The sequence below is a fragment of the Thalassospira sp. A40-3 genome, from assembly GCF_015871485.1.
GTDB classification, from domain to species: Bacteria; Pseudomonadota; Alphaproteobacteria; order Rhodospirillales; family Thalassospiraceae; genus Thalassospira; species Thalassospira tepidiphila.
The window spans coordinates 2,166,168-2,183,878 of sequence record NZ_CP065428.1; the positions used below are offsets into that span (position 1 = coordinate 2,166,168).

General features: G+C 54.7%; 14 protein-coding genes. 4 read left to right on the forward strand and 10 right to left on the reverse strand.

The window, feature by feature from the left end:
- Positions 1 to 180: 180 nt before the first annotated feature.
- The 8 genes from IT893_RS09840 to IT893_RS09875 form a co-directional block, all read right to left on the reverse strand.
- Positions 181 to 1,476: an adenylosuccinate synthase gene (locus IT893_RS09840; protein WP_063089905.1), complete on the reverse strand. Its 1,296-nt coding sequence runs from the start codon at positions 1,474 to 1,476 to the stop codon at positions 181 to 183.
- Between the two features lie 35 nt (positions 1,477 to 1,511).
- Positions 1,512 to 2,678, reverse strand: coding sequence for an ATP phosphoribosyltransferase regulatory subunit (locus tag IT893_RS09845; RefSeq protein ID WP_197147616.1), 1,167 nt, complete (start codon positions 2,676 to 2,678; stop codon positions 1,512 to 1,514).
- A 156-nt stretch (positions 2,679 to 2,834) separates the two neighbouring features.
- Positions 2,835 to 4,016 carry a phosphoserine transaminase gene (locus IT893_RS09850; RefSeq protein WP_197147617.1) on the reverse strand — a complete coding sequence of 394 codons (1,182 nt, stop codon included), beginning with the start codon at positions 4,014 to 4,016 and terminating at the stop codon, positions 2,835 to 2,837.
- A 173-nt stretch (positions 4,017 to 4,189) separates the two neighbouring features.
- Complete coding sequence (locus tag IT893_RS09855) at positions 4,190 to 6,061, reverse strand: SLC13 family permease (RefSeq protein WP_008890832.1); 1,872 nt, start codon at positions 6,059 to 6,061, stop codon at positions 4,190 to 4,192.
- Positions 6,062 to 6,327: 266 nt separating this feature from the next.
- Positions 6,328 to 7,152 (reverse strand): PhzF family phenazine biosynthesis protein, encoded by an 825-nt coding sequence (locus IT893_RS09860; protein ID WP_197145050.1) that lies wholly within the window; start codon positions 7,150 to 7,152, stop codon positions 6,328 to 6,330.
- 78 nt (positions 7,153 to 7,230) lie between these two features.
- The gene (locus IT893_RS09865) at positions 7,231 to 8,661 is read right to left on the reverse strand and encodes a pyridoxal-dependent decarboxylase (RefSeq protein WP_197145051.1); all 1,431 of its coding nucleotides are present in this window, start codon (positions 8,659 to 8,661) and stop codon (positions 7,231 to 7,233) included.
- Complete coding sequence (locus tag IT893_RS09870; protein ID WP_197145052.1) at positions 8,658 to 9,620, reverse strand: threonine dehydratase; 963 nt, start codon at positions 9,618 to 9,620, stop codon at positions 8,658 to 8,660. The genes IT893_RS09865 and IT893_RS09870 overlap by 4 nt, the downstream gene beginning before the upstream one ends.
- A gap of 130 nt (positions 9,621 to 9,750) precedes the next feature.
- Positions 9,751 to 10,014 (reverse strand): DUF1127 domain-containing protein, encoded by a 264-nt coding sequence (locus IT893_RS09875; protein WP_197145053.1) that lies wholly within the window; start codon positions 10,012 to 10,014, stop codon positions 9,751 to 9,753.
- Positions 10,015 to 10,093: 79 nt separating this feature from the next.
- On the opposite strand from IT893_RS09875, the gene IT893_RS09880 reads away from it, so the two are divergent.
- The 3 genes from IT893_RS09880 (at position 10,094) to IT893_RS09890 (ending at position 14,909) form a co-directional block, all read left to right on the forward strand.
- On the forward strand, positions 10,094 to 11,560 hold the full coding sequence (locus IT893_RS09880) for a PLP-dependent aminotransferase family protein (protein ID WP_197145054.1): 1,467 nt from the start codon (positions 10,094 to 10,096) through the stop codon (positions 11,558 to 11,560).
- A 182-nt stretch (positions 11,561 to 11,742) separates the two neighbouring features.
- Positions 11,743 to 14,127, forward strand: a complete 2,385-nt coding sequence (locus tag IT893_RS09885; RefSeq protein ID WP_120224866.1) for an ATP-binding protein — start codon at positions 11,743 to 11,745, stop codon at positions 14,125 to 14,127.
- Positions 14,128 to 14,129: 2 nt separating this feature from the next.
- Positions 14,130 to 14,909: an SPOR domain-containing protein gene (locus tag IT893_RS09890; RefSeq protein ID WP_197145055.1), complete on the forward strand. Its 780-nt coding sequence runs from the start codon at positions 14,130 to 14,132 to the stop codon at positions 14,907 to 14,909.
- 8 nt (positions 14,910 to 14,917) lie between these two features.
- Here the strand turns inward: IT893_RS09890 and IT893_RS09895 are convergent, their stop codons facing one another.
- Positions 14,918 to 15,226 carry a DUF5818 domain-containing protein gene (locus IT893_RS09895; RefSeq protein WP_008890840.1) on the reverse strand — a complete coding sequence of 103 codons (309 nt, stop codon included), beginning with the start codon at positions 15,224 to 15,226 and terminating at the stop codon, positions 14,918 to 14,920.
- 146 nt (positions 15,227 to 15,372) lie between these two features.
- Between IT893_RS09895 and IT893_RS09900 the strand changes: the two genes are divergently transcribed.
- Positions 15,373 to 16,077 carry a GGDEF domain-containing protein gene (locus tag IT893_RS09900; protein WP_197145056.1) on the forward strand — a complete coding sequence of 235 codons (705 nt, stop codon included), beginning with the start codon at positions 15,373 to 15,375 and terminating at the stop codon, positions 16,075 to 16,077.
- Between the two features lie 38 nt (positions 16,078 to 16,115).
- Here IT893_RS09900 and IT893_RS09905 read toward each other — a convergent pair whose 3' ends face one another.
- Positions 16,116 to 17,462 (reverse strand): FAD-dependent oxidoreductase, encoded by a 1,347-nt coding sequence (locus IT893_RS09905; protein WP_252723914.1) that lies wholly within the window; start codon positions 17,460 to 17,462, stop codon positions 16,116 to 16,118.
- Positions 17,463 to 17,711: the final 249 nt, after the last annotated feature.

The window sequence follows — 17,711 nt, forward strand, 5'->3', positions numbered from 1 at the left end:
CTGACCTAACCCTCAGAACGCTATCCTCAAAAGGTTGATAAAACGATACTTGTGATCCCCCCTGTCGGCAAGCTGTTATCCCTTAGGCGCAGTCATGGATGAACAGTAAGACCCGCAACTGCAAACAAAAAAGCCACCAGTCATAAACTGGTGGCTTTCGAAGTTCGTAAATTCAGGCAATCAGGCGCTGAACGGATCGTGCACCAGAATGGTATCATCGCGCTCCGGGCTGGTTGACAGAAGCGCAACCGGCGCTTCAATCAGCTCTTCGATGCGGCGAACATATTTGATCGCTGTTGCCGGAAGGTCGGCCCAGCTACGCGCGCCCATGGTCGTTTCCGACCAGCCGTCGATGGTTTCATAAACCGGCTTGGCTTTTGCCTGCAGACGCTGGTTGGCCGGCAGATGATCATAGATTTTGCCATCAATGTCATAACCGGTGCAGATCTTGATTTCATCAAAGCCATCAAGAACATCCAGCTTGGTAAGCGCAATACCGGTGATGCCGTTGACCTTGACCGACTGACGGACAAGGGCCGCATCAAACCAGCCACAACGACGCTTACGACCGGTGACAACACCGAACTCGTGACCGCGCTGACCAAGACGTTCGCCGTCTTCATCAAACAGTTCGGACGGGAACGGACCTTCACCAACACGGGTGGTGTATGCCTTGGTGATACCCAGAACATAACCAACGCCCGACGGACCCATACCAGAGCCAGCAGCAGCCTGACCGGAAACAGTGTTCGACGAGGTCACAAACGGATACGTGCCGTGATCAACGTCAAGCATCGTGCCCTGTGCGCCTTCGAAAAGGATGCGTTTACCCGCTTCCTTGAACTGATTAAGCGACTTCCAGACAGTGTCGGAGAACGGCAGGATTTTCGGCGCGATTTCCTTAAGCTGCGCAAGCAGTTCCGCACCGTCGACTTCCGGCTGACCCAAGCCACGCAGAAGTGCATTATGATGCGTCAGAAGGTTTTCGACCTTGGCTTCAAGCAGATCAGTGTCTGCCAGATCACCAACGCGGATCGCACGGCGACCAACGCGGTCTTCATATGCCGGGCCAATGCCACGACCGGTGGTGCCGATCTTGTTGTCGCCCGAAGCCGCCGCTTCGCGCGCACGATCAAGATTGCCATGCAGCGGCAGGATCAGGCAGGCATTTTCCGCCAGACGCAGGTTTTCCGGGGTGATGTCCACGCCCTGCTCTTTCAAGCGGCCGATTTCGGCAAGCAGCGCCCACGGATCAACAACAACGCCGTTGCCGATCACCGAAAGTTTGTTTTCACGGACGATACCTGACGGCAGAAGGCTCAGCTTATAGGTGGTTCCGTCGATCACCAAAGTATGACCGGCGTTGTGACCACCCTGGAAACGCACAACAACGTCTGCCCGTTCGGACAGCCAGTCGACGATCTTGCCTTTACCTTCGTCCCCCCACTGGGAACCGATCACGGCAACATTGGTCATCGCAAAACTCCTTGCGCGATAAAAAGTTCGTTCGATTAGGCGTTCAGCGGCACAACCTGACCGCCGATATAAATATGATTGCAGCCCATGCCTTGCGCTTCGATGCGCGCGGCAGCTTCGGTTTTGGCCTCGGCCGCACCTTCAAGCGCGGCAACCGTGTAATGGCCTTCGGCACGCAATTTGCGCGCTTCACGCTGTGGCGTACCAAGCGGCAGATAAACACGATCAACCGGCTCGGCATCTGGAAGACCGCGCAGAATGCTGTCCATATAAAGCGACATACCCGTTGCAGCTTCGCCCGATGCACCACCGGCACGATAACGGCCACCACGGCCGATTTCGCCACGTACGTTGCGCGCAAACAGCGTAAAGCTGACGCCGGTCTGGTAACGGAAACCGGCCATCTCGACCGGATCAATGGTAAGCGCTGCGTCAAGGCCGGACGCCAGAACGCGTTCTGCGACATCGATCAGACGATAAAGTTCCTCAGACGCACCAAGCGGCAGTTCGAGCTTTTTGAGTTTCGGCAAAGCGGACTGTGCCGGGCCAGCGGCCTCAAGCAAGGCAACCAGAACATCGGTAACTTTGCCATCGGCAGCACGAAGAGCCGCGACATCACGACGTTCAAGCGCCTCGGTCAATACTTCACGGTCATCGCGCGACACACCAAAGGCATCAAAAAGACGAACCGGGAGTGTTGGCAAATTAAGGTCAACCGAAACATCTGCCAAACCGATGCTTTCCAAAGCTTCGAGTGCGAGCAGAACAATCTCTGTATCAGCAGCAGCACTCGACACACCGATCAACTCGGCACCGACCTGAGCGAACTGGCGTTCAGGGCGCAGATGCGATCCCTTGATCCGCAGGACATCGCCGGAATAGGAAAGACGAAGAGGACGGGGCGCATCCACCAGACGGGTTGCTGCAATGCGTCCGACCTGGGGTGTCATATCCGAACGAACGCCCATCATGCGGCGGGACTCAGGGTCCATCAAACGGAACGTCTGGGTCGACAATTCCGGTGCAGCACCTTCAAGCAGGCTTTCTTCGAACTCGACCAGTGGCGTTTTCACGCGGTCATAGCCTGCATGCGCCAGACTGGCCATCAGCTTTTCACGGATTTCAGCTTCCCGTGCAGCGGTTCCTGGCAGGACATCCTGCAGGCCGGCGGGCAAAAGAGCTTTCCTGGCAAGTTCGGTCATTTTGTGTGCTTTCCCGGACGAGGCGCGCAGATTTAAATTGATAATATCCCGAGCAACGCTCAGGGCTCACTATCCGGTAGCGGTTACTACCGCGTTGTGCCGGACAGAGCAACGGGGAAAAACCCTGTAACGCAAATAATACGTACGAATTATTTCCTAGTTGGCCGCAAATTCGGCTTTTACCACCGCATATGCCCAATCAAGCCAAGGCAGCAAAGCCTTGATATCGCTGGGCTCAACGGTTGCACCACCCCAAATACGCAGTCCCGGAGGTGCATCACGATACCCGTTGATATCAAGTGCTATATTTTCCGCTTCAAGAAGCTGCGAAATCTTTTTCGGCAGCAAAGCCTGCTGATCTTCAGACAGACCAAGCGCCCATGGATCGACAATCTTGATACACATCGAGGTGTTTGAGCCGGTTGCCGGATCCTCGGCAAGGTCGGCCGCCCAGTCGCTGCTGGCAAGCCACGCATCAAGATGCGCCCGGCTTGCGCGGGTACGTTTCAGAAGCCCTTTAAGGCCACCAATCTCTTCGGCCCATTTCAAGGCATCAATGGCATCTTCGACAACCAACATCGATGGCGTGTTGATGGTTTCGCCGCGGAAAATGCCGTCAATCAGTTTGCCGCCCTTGGTCATGCGGAAGATTTTCGGCATCGGCCATGATGGCGTATAGCTTTCAAGGCGTTCAACGGCACGCGGGCTCAGGATAATGATCCCGTGACCACCCTCGCCGCCCAGAACCTTCTGCCAGCTATAGGTCACGACATCGAGCTTGTCCCACGGAAGTTCCATGGCAAAGATGGCCGAGGTCGCATCGCAAATGGTCAACCCCTTGCGGTCATCAGCAATCCAGTCGCCATTGGGCACACGGACACCGGCCGTCGTGCCGTTCCAGGTAAAGACAACATCGCGATCAAAATCAACCGATGCCAGATCCGGCAGTTTGCCGTAATCGGCTTCAAGGGTGCGCACATCATCAAGCTTGAGCTGCTTGATCACATCGGTGACCCAGGTCGCCCCGAAGCTTTCCCACGCCAGCATATCAACGCCGCGTGCGCCCAGCATCGACCACAGCGCCATTTCAACGGCACCGGTATCGGATGCCGGTACCACACCCAACAGATAATCTTCTGGCAGGTTCAAAATTGCGCGCGAACGGTCAATCACCTCTTCAAGGCGCTGCTTGCCCAGCTTGGATCGATGTGAACGGCCAAGGATCTCCGTCTGCAATGCGTCTGCGGACCAACCCGGGCGTTTTTTGCACGGACCCGACGAAAAATTCGGGCTGGTCGGACGAGTGGTCGGCTTTGCAAGTACGGCAGTCTGGGCCATCTGTAAGTTCCTGAGAAAGAAGGATAACCAATGCAGGTTAGTCTTGAATATTCAAGCGACCCGATCCTATTGCGCCAAAGGCAAAAGTCAAACGCCTTCCACACAGACATGACAGCCATTTTTGCATGGCTGAAACGAACCGCCACCAAAATTCATTCGTTGGTTTATGCGCCTTAGAACGGGATGTCGTAATACCAAGGCGCAAACAGGCTGAACGCAATCCAAAGAATAATGATCAGCGGTGTCCCTGCCTTCAGGAAGTCGATAAACCGATAGTGCCCCGGCCCCATGACAAGAAGGTTGGTTTGATACCCGACGGGCGATGCAAACGAACAGTTGGCCGCCATCACCACCGCAATCGCAAAAACATGTGGCTCCACACCAAGTTGCTGGGCCATGCCAATGCCGATGGGCGTAAAAAGAACCGCACAGGCATTGTTGGACAGAACGTTGGTAAAGCCCGCCACAATCAGGAAGAACAGTGACAGAATAACCGGTGCGGGTGCACCGCGGGTTGCGGCCAACAACTGATCAGCAACGAATTCCGCGCCGCCGGTCAATTGCAACGCATTACCAAGCGCTAGTGCAGCGGCAACGAGCAAAACAATCTTGCGATCAATTGCGCGCGATGCCTGACGCAAATTAAGCGCGCCGGATGCGATCATCAATCCGGCACCAATAAAGCTTGAAACCATGATCGGCACGACACCGGTCGCAGCAAGCGCAATAACGCCCAGGAAAATGGCCGCAGCCCGACGCGCATGGAATGGACGGGGCAAGGTTCTCGTCGACCATTCAAGCAACACAACGTCGCGGATGGTGCGAAGGGCCTCGACATCCTCTGATCGTCCTTGCACCAGCAAAACGTCCCCGGCCTCAAGCCGGATCTCGGTCATCTGGCTTCGGATCATGCGCGAACGACGCTGGATACCAAGCACAAGGCACTTGTACTGATAGCGGAAACCGATCTGTTCAAGGTTGAAACCAATCAGGCGCGACCCCGGCGGCAACATGACTTCGGCCAGCAACTGCGTGGATTTCTGCGGGGTTTCGTCACCGTCTGCACCAACGGCGGCGGCGTCTGAATGCAACAATCCCGGATCCTTTTGCAGGGCTTCGGTCAGTGCCTTGCGGGTGGCGGCAACCACCAGAACGTCGCCCGCCTGGATTTCCATATCATCTTCAAACGGCGGCAGTTCAGCATGTTCGCGCCGAACAATCATCTGAACGGTGATATTTGGCAGGTTCTTGAAGAACCCGGCCACCGGCTTTGTGCCGATCATGTTGGCCGCTGGCCCAACAGTGATCTGTGCAATGAACTGCTTGCCGCTGCTATCGGGATTCGCAAGCTTGCTGCGCATGGATGCCAACGCCGGAAGCAGGCGCGGCGCAATCAACAGGACATAGACGAAGCCGGTCAGGGCAAGCACGCTGCCAATCGTTGTGAACTCAAAGAATTCAAGCCCCGGCATGCCGAGTTCGATCAGGGAACTTGATACCAGAAGGTTGGTAGATGAACCGATCAGGGTCGTCATGCCGCCAAGGATCGCCGCATAGGAAAGCGGGATCATCAATGCCGATGGGGAACGTTCAATACGCTCGGCAAGTGCCTGAATAATCGGGATAAAGATAACAACAACCGGCGTATTATTCAGGAAGGCCGACAATACCATCACAACGAACAACCCGACGAAAATCGCAATCGAGGCATTCTTACCGCCATGTTCGGTAATCAGACCGGCGATGTAACTGACACCCCCGGTCAGAACCATTCCCTGCCCGACAACCAGCAAGGACAACACCGTCAGCAAGGCCGGGTTGGCAAAGCCCGACATGACCGTGGCAGGCCCCATCAGGTTTTCACCATCCGCATCAAGCAGCGGGAAAAAATCAAAGAAAAGCAAAAGCGTTGCGATAAGCGCAATACTGGTCAGTTCGAGCGAGATGCGCTCCAACCCATACAGAACAAGCGATCCGGCAACGAGTGCTAGGACCACCCACATCTGCATCGGCGTTGCAGAACTGGCAACAACACTTTCGAGCACGATAAACTTTCCCCTGTAAAGCCTGCATTCTTGCGGTTATCGCGCACCTTTGCACCGGCGAGATCTGTCCACAATCGTTTCATTTTGCCTTTTACTTAGACGAAAGCCCTATAGCGCGGTCAATAAAAAAACAAAGCAAATCAGTTCGAATGCGGATTAGTCGGTAGAATACCCCAGACAGAATACAGGCCCCTTGAACAAGGAAAGGCGGGCAAATACCAGATTGCCCGCCCTTTTGAATTCATTGCCCGACACCGCCAGGCCAATCATGCCGGAACCGTGATTTCCCCTTTGAGGTACTGAACAGCTTCGCCCTTGAGATGCACACGGTCACCGTCGATTTTGCAGGCAACCACACCACCGCGCGCGGACGCCTGATATCCGACAACATCGACCTGCCCCAGTTTTTCTGCCCAATAAGGCCCAACGACACAGTGCATATAACCGGTGACCGGATCTTCATTGATGCCTAGTGCTGGCAGGAAATAACGTGAAATCATATCAAGTCCGGTTTTATCGCTGGGTGCCGTAACAATCACACCGCGCCCCGCCAATTTGCCCAACGCCGACATATCCGGGCGCATATTTCGCACAATGGCAGCGTCATCATAGACAATCACAATGTCGGTATCACGGCTTACCACGCCAAATGTCTCGGCGGGCTTAACTCCGCCAAGCGCCTCAACCACCTCCTCAGAGACAGTTTCACGCTTGATCGGTTGTTTCGGGAAGTTCAGGACAATCGCATCACCTTCGCGCCGGGCGGTCAAAACGCCGCTTTGGCTTTGCAACTTGATCAGATCGCCCTCAAAACCAAGCCGATTGAAAATCACAAATGCACTTGCAAGCGTCGCGTGGCCACACAGCGGCACCTCGACGGTCGGCGTAAACCAACGAATATGAAAATCGGCCTCGTCACCGGCATTTGGTACGAAAAAGGCCGTTTCCGAGAGATTGTTTTCCATCGCGATTTTTTGCAGCACGTCATCAGGCAACCAGTCCGATAACGGCACAACCGCCGCCGGATTGCCGGCAAACAAAACATCGGTGAAGGCATCTATCTGATAGATCGGCAGGGTTTGGGTCGTCATCGTCTTATCCTGAACTCGGCATATGTTTGATGTACAAGTCGATACATCGCATGGGTTATCGATGATTTGGGTTCGCCTTTACAAGGCCGTTTGAATGGCCTGCTTGACGACCACAAGATCTTCGTCGCGGGTCCGCCAGTTGCTGAATGCCGCGCGGAATCCGAAACGACCGCCATAAACCGTCGGTGTCAGGAAAACCTTGCCGGTTTCTTTGATACGCTGGAGCAATGCCCGATTCTCGTCATCAGTTCCACGCGATGCGAACATTGTCACATTGAGTTTGGGTTCACGCAGTAGTTCGAGCTTCTCATGAATGCGAATCCACGCGGCCAAGTTTGCCGCCTGATCGCAGTTTGCCCGGATGATGGATGCAATTCCGTCGCGACCATAAGCCGTCATCGCCATCCAAAGCGGCAACGCGCGGAAGCGTCTGGAATTTTCGACCCCGCGATTGATATAGCTATTCCCGTCCGCCTTGGTATCGAGATACGGCGCGAAGGCGCGACAGCATGTCTCCAGCACCGAAATATGACGGGTCAGGAAAATCCCGCAATCATACGGGACATTGAGCCACTTATGCCCGTCTGATGTGATGGAGTCCGCGCGCGCTATTCCCCTAGTAAGGTGGGCACGACGATCATCCAGGGCAGCGAAAAAGCCAAACGCGGCATCGATATGAAGCCATGCGCCGAATTCACGACACAAATCGGCAATCGCATCAAGGTTATCGAAATCGGTCGCGTTCACCGTCCCGGCCGACGCAATAACGATCTTGGCGCGCGCGTCACTGGCCACAAGCTTGGCCTTGAGGTCGGCAATATCGGTTTCTTCCGATCCCGGCGTGGTTGCGACCTTGGTAAAGCTGTTACGACCAATGCCGGCAATCGACAAATCCTTGATCATGCTGGCGTGCGGACTCGCGGCAAAAATCTCAAGATCTGGCAGAACGCTTGCACCATCGGCATCGACATTCACACCAATCTGTTCACCACACCACTGGCGGGCCGCAACCAGCCCCAAAAGGTTTGATACCGTTGCACCGGTCGTCAAAACACCATCAAACGTATCTGACGGCACACCACCCAGTTCACACAACCAGTTGATGACCTGTTCTTCAACCGCGGCATTGACCGATCCTTCCGGTCCGGTGGCATTCTGATCAATTGCACTGACAAGCCAATCGCCGACAAGGGCGGCTGGCGTCGTGCCGCCGGTAACAAATCCAAGATAACGAGGACCAATTGATGCGGCGAGCAGCGGCAGAATTTCTTCCTTCGCTGCCCGCAACGCATCAAGCGCACCGCGTCCCTGCCCCGGCATGGGGCGCGAGGGGTCAAAGGCAGAGAAATCGCGGCAGGTTACATCCATGTTATCCGCACCCTGAATAAAGCTGTGCGCGACATCACCTGTTTCCACAAGAATGCGGCCAAGTTTTTCAAGGTCATCAAACATGAGATGACGTTCATCAACAGTGGGGCTGTCATCTGAACGATTTGAAATGCTGTTCATTTGTTTTCTCCTGAAAGGATGCGCGCAAAGTCGGCGCGATCAATGTTCGCCCCGGTCAACACAACGGCGACCTTCTTGCCGATATTGCTTTCGCGCTGTGCAATTGCAGCCGCCAGCGGCACGGCACCTGCCCCCTCGGCAATGGTGTGGCACGAACTGAAATAAAGGCGCATGGCATCCGCGATCTGTTCATCATCGACAGCAACAATGTCCGCAGCACCGCTTTTAATGATCTCAAACGCGCTGGGGTCCGGGCTACGACAGGCAACCCCGTCGGCGAATGTATTGGCCGTTGGTGTCTGGATGATTTCACCGGCCATGAATGACTGACGTATGGCATCCGCACCCGTTGCAACCACACCAATAATTTCGGTCTTAAGGCCCAGCGCATCACGCACCGTGATCATCGAACAAATCCCGGATCCCATGCCAACCGGCACATAGATACGATCCAGACCGGAAATAGCGTCAAAAAGCTCCAACCCATAGGACGCGACACCACGCACAAGTTCCCGATGGAACGGCGGGACCATTACAAGGTCTTCCTTGGTGGCAAGTGCCTTGGCGTATTCCGCTGCCTCCTGGAAGTCATGACCATGTTCAATCACCTCTGCCCCCCAGGCCCGCATGGCGGCGTTCTTTTCAACGGAATTGCCATGCGGGACAATAATGGTCGCAGGCATACCAAAACGGCTGGCCGCATGGGCAAGGCTTTGACCATGGTTGCCCCGTGTCGCCGAGATAATCCCGCGGTTCACATCAACCGACTTTCCGAGATAACGACAAAAGGTCAGTCCACCCCGGATTTTGAACGCACCAAGTCGGGTATGATTTTCGTGTTTCACATACAGGGACAATCCGGTCGCGCGATCAAGCAGCGGCCACTGAATTGTCGGCGTCGGCGCAACATATTGATGCACAAAATCCGCGGCCTCGCGCAACTCACCTGTATTAAACATTGTATTGTATCCCTGATAGATCAAAATCGTGACAATTTGCGTTTACAGCCGCTTCCCGCCGAACGGAGGCACAATGGGAGCAAAGTGCCTCCGTCAAACGCGGCGGTGGCGAGCCGCGCCGGGGGAAACCTTACAGGAACGGCTTTGACAGTTCCTGTTCGATATCTGATCGGGTCAGCCCGACATCCTTAAGCATATGATCATCAAGCCTTTGCAAAGCGTGACGATCGCGCGAATGCGCCTGCAGACGGGCAAGATATTCAGCCGCAGAGATCATCACACCAATGATCGCGGCACGCCAGGTCACAGGCTGCTTGGCCTGTTTAGAGGTGCTTACTGTGCGCTCAGTGACATTGATGCCAGGAATCTGGATTGTATCGTTACAATTTACCATTTCCATCTCCTTTCGGTGAATTGTCTCGATATTGTTTTGTCATTGACATTATTATTGTGTCAATTTAAACATTGTCACCATGACAATATGGTTCCCGAAACTTGATGAGGCTGGCGGTCCTGTTTATCGACAGATCGCGCAAGCCATCCGCAAAGCAGTCAAAGACGGCTCTCTGAAACCCGGAGACCGACTGCCCACCCACCGCGACCTCGCCTATCAACTTGGCGTCACGGTTGGCACAATTACCCGCTCCTACCGCGAGGCGGAAAGATTGGGGCTGGTGGCCGGTGAAGTTGGCCGTGGAACCTATGTGCTCGACAATATCCAGTCGGAACTTGATATGGCGGCCACCGCCCCGATTCCGATGGCATTTACCAACAACCTCACCCAGCTCGCACGATCTACCGGTACTGCGCCATCGACGAATTCCCAGTCAAACGAGACCGAAGATACCGGACCGATCAATTTCAGGATGAACTGCCCTCTCCCGCCAAGGGAAGGGCGCATTCGCGAGACCCTGATTGAGGTTGCGACCACCATGTCGACGGACGATATGGTGTCGTACAAATCGGAATATGGCGTTGCCCATCAGCGTGAAGCATTGGCTTTTTCCGCCGGAAGACTGGGGCTGGATGACAATCCGGAACGCGTTTTACCAACGGCTGGTGTTCAACATGGCATGACAGTCTCGCTGCTGGCGACAGTGCGCCCCGGCGATCTTGTCCTGTGCGAGGAACTCACCTATCCCAACCTGCGCAGCCTTGCCAATTTGTTGCAGTTCCGTCTGCGCGGTGTGGCCATGGACGACGACGGCATCATGCCTGACGCACTGGAAAACATGTGCCGCACACAAAGCCCGCGTGCGATTTATCTGATGCCGACGCTGCACAACCCGCTATGCAGCACCATGAGCCAGAAACGCCGCATCGAAATTGCGGAAATCCTGCGTAAATATGATCTGACATTGATCGAAGACGGCATTTACCACTTCCTTGATCCGGATGCCCCACCCCCGCTGTCTTGCTTTGCACCGGAACGCAGCATTTATCTTGATGGCGTATCAAAAAGCATCGGTGGTGGTTTGCGTGTCGGTTATATCCATGCACCGGGCGAAATGATCGGCAAACTTGCCAGTGCAATCCGGTCCACCTGCTGGATGGTTTCAACCATCAACCTTGAACTTGTCACACGCATGATCATGGATGGCAGCCTTGCCCAGTTCGAGGCATGGCACCGCGAAGAAGCGGCCAAACGTCTGGCGATCGTGCTTGGCACGCTCAAGGGTTATGATATCCGTTTCCACCCGACCAACTATCACATCTGGCTGGAACTTCCCGAACATATCGACACCAGTGAACTGGTGATGGATGCGGCCAACAATGGCGTTCTTCTGACCGCAGCACAGCAATTCGCTGTTGGCCACGTGCCAAGGGGTATGCGCCTGTGCTTCGGCGCAGAACGATCCCCCGAAAGATTGCGCCGCGGCGTGCAAATCGTCGACCGCCTGCTTCAGAGCAGTGATTTTGGCAATTCCGTCGTCATGTAACGCAAGGTTTTTCTTGTACATGATGACCGTGGAATTTTGAGGCGAAGTCACGGTTATTACTGGCATTTCAATTATTTCCGCACGCAACGCTTGACCACGTGATTGCGTTGCTTCCAAGATATGCTGCAGGAGCTTCTTGCCCCTACTTGATACCTTGATCTTGGGCAGCAGAAAGTCAGCAGATGCCAGTTTCCCGCCTTGACGCAGATGATTGCGGTTTCCCGCATTTCCGTATTCGCAGCCCACACAAAGACCAACAGCCGAAAATATTCGATTTTTCATCGCATTACCGCGCGGCAGAGGCTCTTAAATTCGGACTTTCGATGTCCGAACCCGGTTTCAACATATTTGTTCTTGGTCTTGATCGCGCTGGCCGCATGACGGCGACACTCGATTACCTCAACAAGGCCATGGAAGAACGCGAAGCCCCTGATGATTGGGTCTATCTGAACAATTTTTCGCGCACCAATCGGCCGCGCCCCTATGCCCTTCCGGCTGGTCAGGGCCAAAAACTTTTGGCGGCGATGGAAACGCTGATCACGCATCTGCGCGAAGCTTTTGCCTCGGCCTTCAACGCCCCGGCCCACCTGACCGAGACCCAGACCCAGACCGAAGAAGCGCGTGCGCAGCTTCGCGAAAAGTTCGATGCGTTGCGTGAATACGCCCGTGAACGCGGTCTGGATGTTCAGGAAAACGAAAAAGGCGTAATGATCGTCGCGCTGAACGAGGAAGGCGAACCGGTTTCACTCGATGAGATCCCCAAGGATCGCCGCAACGAGGCCGAAGACGCGTTTGAGGAAGTCGCCGAAGAAGCCCGCAAAACGCTGCTTTCCACCCGCGACCTCGAAGAACAGATCGCCGACACCCTTGATAGTTTGCGACGCGGAGCAGCAAAGGTTGTTCTGAAACCGCGCATCAAGAAACTGCGCGACAAATTCACAAGCCCCGGCCTTAAGGCATGGTTCGACGCGCTTGAAAAAGACATTCTCGACAATATCGACGCGTTCGAGGAAGCCAGCGACCAACCCGCCATCGAAAGCGGTGATGGCAAGATCCCCGAAACGGTCGATGATCGCTATGCCGTCAACCTGCTGATCGATCATTCGCGTGATAACCACCCCGATGTCGTGCTTGAACCGAGTCCAAGCTACGATAACCTGTTTGGGCAAATTCAGTACCGCCCGATGGGGGGCGGCATGCATCCGCATTTCAGCCTGATCAAGCCGGGCGCGCTTCATCGCGCCAATGGCGGCGTTCTTGTTTTGCGTGCGGAAAGCCTTCTGGAACACGAAGAATGCTGGGGCTTTTTGAAGGCAGCCCTCCGTGACCGTGAAATCCGTATTGAGGAAACCCACAAGGGCGGCCCGCCGACCGCAGGCGCACCGGAACCGCGCCCGATCCCGCTTGATCTCAAGGTGGTTATCGTCGGCGCACCGAAGTTTTATTACACCTTCTTCTCGCTGGATGTAGATTTCCGAAATCACTTCCGGGTCAAGGCAGATATTGATGCCGACATGCCAGCAGCTGGTCGCAACATTTCGATCTATACCGGGCTTCTGCGGGCATCCGCCCTGTCACGCTCCGGCATCCCGGTCGATAATGGTGCGATCCGTCAATTGCTTGGTCAGGCGGCGCGTTGGGCGGGTGAACGCGACAAGCTGACAGCCCAGATTGAACGGGTCGAAGATGTCGCGATCGAGGCCGGCGCACTCAGCAAGGCCGAAGGCCGCGAAACCATTCGTGCGGCGGATGTACGGCGTGCGATCGAGGAGCGGCGCCATCGCAATTCACGCCTTGAAGACCGATCCCATGAACGGGTCCAAAGGCGCGAAATCCTGATCGACAGCTTTGGCAGCGTGGTTGGTCAGGTCAACGCACTGACGGTTCTCGATTACGGCGATCATGCCTTTGGCCTACCAGCACGCGTGTCGGCACGGTCCTATGTCGGCAGCCTCGGCGTTTTAAACATCGAACGCATGGTCGATATGTCGGGCCCATTGCAGCAAAAGTCTGTGATGATCATCGAAGGCTTCCTGAAATCGCGCTTTGCGCAGGACTTTCCGCTCTCATTCGCCTGTAACGTGACGTTTGAGCAGAACTATGGCGGGATCGAAGGCGATTCGGCTTCGATGGCGGAACTTTGCGCCATCATTTCCGCTGTTTCAAACATCCCGATGCGCCAGAATGTTGGCATTACGGGGTCGATGAACCAGTTTGGCCAGGCACAGCCGGTTGGCGGTATTTCGCACAAGATCGAAGGCTTCTATCGCATTTGCGCCGATCAGGGTTTTACCGGTGATCAGGGCGTGATCATTCCCTCGGCCAATGCGGAAAACGTTGTCCTGCGCGAGGAAGTCGTTCAGGCCATTCGCCAGGGCAAGTTCAACATCTGGACCGTTGAACACATCAATGATGCGATTGAGCTTCTGACCGGAATGGCAACAGGTGACCGGACAGATGGTCAATATGCGCCAGACACCGTCTATGGCAAAGCCATGGAACGCCTGCGCAACAATGATCTGATTTTGCGCGAACGCCATGCCTATGGCCCGCGCACGGAGATGTAGGAATGGCGAAACCACCCCACGCATATCCAACCCCTGCGACACAGTTGTCGCAGGCGTTTGGCTTTGCCGGAATGTGGGGTGGTTTTTCTTTATCGGGCACCTTTGCTGCGGCACTGATGGCCGCCATGATCTTTAATATCAGTGCAGTGGCACAATCGCTTGCGCCTGAAACAGGACCAACCGGGATCGATATCATCCCGACGGATTTGCCTGCCCGCGCATCAAGTGTGCGATCAGGCAATCAGCCCCTAAGCCTCCTGCCCGGAACAATTCCAACTGAAACCCGGCTTGAGGAAGAAATCGAAATCCCCTCTTTGGCAGATCAGTATCAACGGACGATCAACGGTAAAACACCAATCCGTTCGGTCCAACCCGTCCGTCAAAGGACACCAAGCCCCACGGAAACTCGGATTACCCCGGCGCCTTCACCAACTTCGCCTGCGAACCAGACCACACAGCCCGCTGTGACCGTGCAACGCACGACGGGATCTGGTCATGTTGAAACAGCAACGCCTGTGTCGGCAATCAGCGGTGGTGGTTTCCGGATACAGCTTGGCGCCTTTCGCGACACATTTACCGCTGAAACCTATTGGGCAAGCTTTAGTATCCGCTATCCGGAATTGGCTAAATCGCACGACAAAAAAATCGTATCCGCCGATCTCGGCAGTCAGGGCATCTACCATCGCCTGCAGCTTGCAGGATTTGAAGACTCGGAGGCTGCGCAAAAACAATGCCGCCAGCTCAAGGCTGACGGCACGGATTGTTTTGCAACTGCGCGCTAGACAAAGGCTCAGTCAGCGGGTGCAAGCAGGACAATCTTGTCGACGATCAGGGTTGTTGCCTCGGTGCAGGTTGTCATCAGTGCCAGATGGCCGGTGATGCGTACCTTGTCGCCTGGGCGCAGCCTGCTTGCCTTGTTCGCGAGTGCATAAAGCGTCCCGTCTTCGGCACGGAACGTAACGCATTCCTGCCCCTGATCGGTGATTTCACCACCAACCGTAAAGTTCTCTTTTTGCAGGAACGAACACCCTGCCAACGCCAGAGCCACACCCGCAACAGCGATTTTTCGCGCCAATCCGGCCCCAAAAAGGTACTTCATCCGTCGTGCTCCTTTGCGTGATCGACAGTGCTGCGTCACAAATACGCTTCATGTGCGTTAATGTTCTTGTAACGCCATGAAAGATAGAATGGTTCCACCCCTTTTAAGGGTTTCGGTATCCAATGTCATTGAGAACAAGACGCCCAATGGAAAAGTCGCAGATAGATTTGTTGATAGAGCTTGCTGCTGATTTTCAGCATCAGACGGCAATCAACAATCGCGCGACCGAAGAAACAGACGAAAGCGAACAACGTAGTGCGCTTTCGACATTGGTTGATCTTGCCCGTGACATGCAAACCCGCCTTGATCAGCAGCAAAACCGCATCAGACAGCTCGAACTCATGGTCGAAACCGATGAGTTGACCGGGCTTTATAACCGTCGCGGCTTCATGAAGCGCACCCGAGAGGCAATCTCGCGCGCGTCACGAACCGACGAACGCGGCATTTTGGTCATTGCCGATCTTGATGGTTTCAAACAAATCAATGACATGCACGGGCATGCTGCGGGGGACGCCGTCCTTCGGCACTTTGGTCAGAACCTGCGCACGCACACCCGGTCTGATGATTTTGTTGCCCGCTTTGGCGGCGACGAATTTGCCATCCTGATGACCGGAAGCGATCCTGCCGCAGCGGCAAAACGGATTGTGCAGCTTCAGAACGCGACCGAACGATTCCCGCTGATATGGCAGGGTAAGGCATTGTCGATCAGGGCAAGCTTCGGTCACGCATCATTTGGCGCAAAATGCGATATTGCTGATTTGATCCGCGAAGCAGATGAAGCCATGTACGATCAGAAGCACAGCCGCCGCGAGACAAACGAGCCCCGGAAAGCCGATCATAACGCCGCCTGATATCCGATAAGACAGGATAGGCTGTCGACTTTCCTCCCCTAACCTTCCTCGTCGATTATATACTCTGCTGCGCGCAGACCGGTCATGAACGCCCCATGGGTTGTCCCGGCATAGTCAAAGATCGTGTGTTCACCAGCCAAGATCAGTCGATCTGCAATCGGATCTCCGAGATCGTCAAAATCAGATTTTCGGTTACCTGGACGCGGAAAAGCATATGCGCCAAGTGTGAATGGATCGCTGGCCCAGTGGGTTGCCAGAACGTCAATCGGTTCTGTCACGTCATCTTCCCAGACAGTGCGCAGCACATCGAGTGCATCTTCAACCATTTCCGCATCCGTCATACGATCGGCGGTCAGTGCATAATCCCCGACACTTAGCCCCAGCAAGATGTTCTCATCTGAAAACGTTCGGTAGCTCAGCCAATAGTTCCAACGCCCTTTCGGCTCGGTTGTGATGCCGAAATACTGGGTTTCGATATCCCAAAACGGCTCCTCGAACTTCAGTGCGAGTTTGGTCACACTGCCAAAGCCGAGATTTTCGATGGAATCGCGATAGCTGCCGGGAAGTTCAGGCGTAAACTGGATATTGTTGGCTTTCAGAACACCGAGTGGAACCGAACAGATGCAATAGTCGGCATCGAAAGTTCCCTGATCGGTGGTGATCACCACTCCTTCATCGGCACTGTAATCAATTGCCGAAACCACATGAGAAAGCTTGATATCAAGCCCCTCTTTCAGAGGTTTTAAAATCTCGTCATAGCCGGATGTGACGACGACATCCGCACCGTCGAATGCCTCATCCCAGTTAAATAGGGACGCTGACAATTTTTTGATCGCCCCACCCTTCGAAAATTCGGTAAAGGCAGAAAACGCCCACATGATCCCCGGATCATCAAGATACGCCGGACGATAGTCCTTGATCGCTTGCAAAAGACTGCGCGGGTCATTTACCTCATAGGTGCCGTCGATGTGTTCAAGAACCCCTTCCCAGGCATCGACAATTCTCTCGACCTCATCCTCATCATATTCATAGCCGTTGATGTCAAAGAACACTGCGTTCTCATCGTCGGTGACGGCATATTGGGCATTAACCGCATCAGCAAGTTGCTTGGTCGGGTTGTCCGATGACGGACCGTGGATCCATCCGGCACCGACTTCAAACGGTGCGCCCATAGACCAGTCTGTTTGAAGACGACCACCGGTATGGTCCTTTGCCTCAAGCACGGTCACTGTGGCCCCGTGTTTACGCAACAAATTCGCCGCACCGAGCCCGGCAATACCTGCACCGACCACAACCACAGAAACATTTTCCAGCGCATGGGCACTTTTGACGGCAAATTTTGATGCAAAAGCGACAGCCCCGCTTGCCATCAGAACAGACTTCATAAATCGGCGGCGGTTGATGTTTCGGCTTAACACAGCGACCTCACTAAGCTGATGATGCAGTTTCCCGGACAGAAGGTGGAAGGCGCAGAGAACTGCCCAATTCAGAGTTGATAGAACAATCGAAAAAACATCAAGTCTCAATGTCTGCGATGGCATTGAGGTGAAAGTCAGCGTCCCTAAACTATCGCTTAGAATTGATAGACACTCAGCCCCTTGCGACGTGTCAGAAATCGATCTTTTGAAGCCGGA

Excerpts from the sequence above, each read along its gene's own strand:
- IT893_RS09865 (WP_197145051.1), bottom strand. The coding sequence starts at position 8,661 with ATGAACAGCATTTCAAATCGTTCAGATGACAGCCCCACTGTTGATGAA.
- IT893_RS09880 (WP_197145054.1), top strand. The coding sequence starts at position 10,094 with ATGACAATATGGTTCCCGAAACTTGATGAGGCTGGCGGTCCTGTTTAT.
- IT893_RS09860 (WP_197145050.1), bottom strand. The coding sequence starts at position 7,152 with ATGACGACCCAAACCCTGCCGATCTATCAGATAGATGCCTTCACCGAT.
- IT893_RS09845 (WP_197147616.1), bottom strand. The coding sequence starts at position 2,678 with ATGACCGAACTTGCCAGGAAAGCTCTTTTGCCCGCCGGCCTGCAGGAT.
- IT893_RS09870 (WP_197145052.1), bottom strand. The coding sequence starts at position 9,620 with ATGTTTAATACAGGTGAGTTGCGCGAGGCCGCGGATTTTGTGCATCAA.
- IT893_RS09885 (WP_120224866.1), top strand. The coding sequence starts at position 11,743 with ATGCCAGTTTCCCGCCTTGACGCAGATGATTGCGGTTTCCCGCATTTC.
- IT893_RS09840 (WP_063089905.1), bottom strand. The coding sequence starts at position 1,476 with ATGACCAATGTTGCCGTGATCGGTTCCCAGTGGGGGGACGAAGGTAAA.
- IT893_RS09875 (WP_197145053.1), bottom strand. The coding sequence starts at position 10,014 with ATGGTAAATTGTAACGATACAATCCAGATTCCTGGCATCAATGTCACT.
- IT893_RS09895 (WP_008890840.1), bottom strand. The coding sequence starts at position 15,226 with ATGAAGTACCTTTTTGGGGCCGGATTGGCGCGAAAAATCGCTGTTGCG.
- IT893_RS09850 (WP_197147617.1), bottom strand. The coding sequence starts at position 4,016 with ATGGCCCAGACTGCCGTACTTGCAAAGCCGACCACTCGTCCGACCAGC.
- IT893_RS09905 (WP_252723914.1), bottom strand. The coding sequence starts at position 17,462 with ATGAAGTCTGTTCTGATGGCAAGCGGGGCTGTCGCTTTTGCATCAAAA.
- IT893_RS09890 (WP_197145055.1), top strand. The coding sequence starts at position 14,130 with ATGGCGAAACCACCCCACGCATATCCAACCCCTGCGACACAGTTGTCG.
- IT893_RS09900 (WP_197145056.1), top strand. The coding sequence starts at position 15,373 with ATGGAAAAGTCGCAGATAGATTTGTTGATAGAGCTTGCTGCTGATTTT.